Consider the following 1,191-nt stretch of genomic DNA (forward strand, 5'->3'; position numbering starts at 1 on the left):
GCCGGCATCCCTGAGGATGCGCCGTGCCGCGTCGGCCTGGTCGGCGTCGACCATGACGCGTTTCTGCAAAAGACCGATCGATCCTTCGAGAATGCTCATATTCTGATCGGCGACAAAGCAGGCGATGCCGGCGTCGCGCATCAGCGATTCCACAAAGGAGATGATCACGGCATCGTTGGTGCGGACAAGTTCTATCATCGTATGAAACTCGCAGTTTGCGCTATTGATGTAAACGGGCAGGGGATTCCGAGGCAGAGCCCCGTTCCCTCTGTGGTCGTTGACATTCCGTCATCGACGCCGCGCCAATTCGCCACTTGCCGTGGCCATGTCCGCCGCCCTAGAGTCCATGCAGGGACTAAGGGTGCCGTCGCACGCTCTATACCAAGACGGGAGTGATTGTCGTGGGTGTCGTTCTCAACATCGAAAACGGGAAGCGGGAGCCCGCCTCCATCAAGGATCTGATCGATCTGACTGCCGCCGATATGGGGCGCGTCAATGAATTGATCCTGTCCAAGGCCGGCTCCGACGTCGAGATGATCCCGGAGGTCGCCAATCATCTGATCTCGTCCGGCGGCAAACGGCTGCGGCCGATGCTGACGCTCGCCGCCGCGCAGATGTTCGGCTATGCCGGCGAGGGCCACGTCAAGCTCGCCACCTCCGTCGAATTCATGCACACGGCGACGCTGCTGCACGACGATGTCGTCGACGAGAGCGGCATGCGGCGCGGCAAGAAGACCGCCCGCATGATCTGGGGCAACCAGGCAAGCGTGCTGGTCGGCGACTTCCTGCTCGGCCAGGCTTTCCGCATGATGGTCGATGTCGGCTCGCTCGAAGCGCTCGATATCCTGTCGAGTGCTGCCTCGATCATCGCCGAGGGCGAGGTTATGCAGCTTGCCGCCGCCAAGAACCTCGAAACCACCGAGGACGAGCATTTCGCCGTCATCAAGGCCAAGACCGCCGCACTTTTTTCGGCTGCTGCCGAGGTAGGGCCCGTCATTGCCCAGGCGACCCGCAACGATCGTGCGGCGCTGCGCTCCTACGGCATGAATCTCGGCCTTGCCTTCCAGCTGATCGATGACGCGCTGGACTATGGCGGCACCAGCAAGGATCTCGGCAAGAATGTCGGCGACGATTTCCGCGAAGGCAAGGTGACCTTGCCGGTCATTCTCGCCTATCGGCGGGGGACGAAAG

Annotated in this window: 2 protein-coding genes; one reads left to right on the top strand and one right to left on the bottom strand. The window is 61.6% G+C overall.

All coding sequences use genetic code 11. From position 1 onward, the window contains the following. Positions 1-198, bottom strand: a 198-nt coding sequence (locus EN893_RS34765; RefSeq protein WP_164901423.1) for a DUF2007 domain-containing protein, incomplete at its 3' end; no start/stop codon positions are given. A 203-nt stretch (positions 199-401) separates the two neighbouring features. Between EN893_RS34765 and EN893_RS34770 the strand changes: the two genes are divergently transcribed. Beyond that, positions 402-1,191, top strand: a 790-nt coding sequence (locus tag EN893_RS34770; protein ID WP_164901424.1) for a polyprenyl synthetase family protein, incomplete at its 3' end; no start/stop codon positions are given.

It is taken from the genome of Mesorhizobium sp. M7A.F.Ca.CA.004.04.2.1, from assembly GCF_004022825.1.
In the GTDB taxonomy this organism is placed as follows: Bacteria; Pseudomonadota; Alphaproteobacteria; order Rhizobiales; family Rhizobiaceae; genus Mesorhizobium.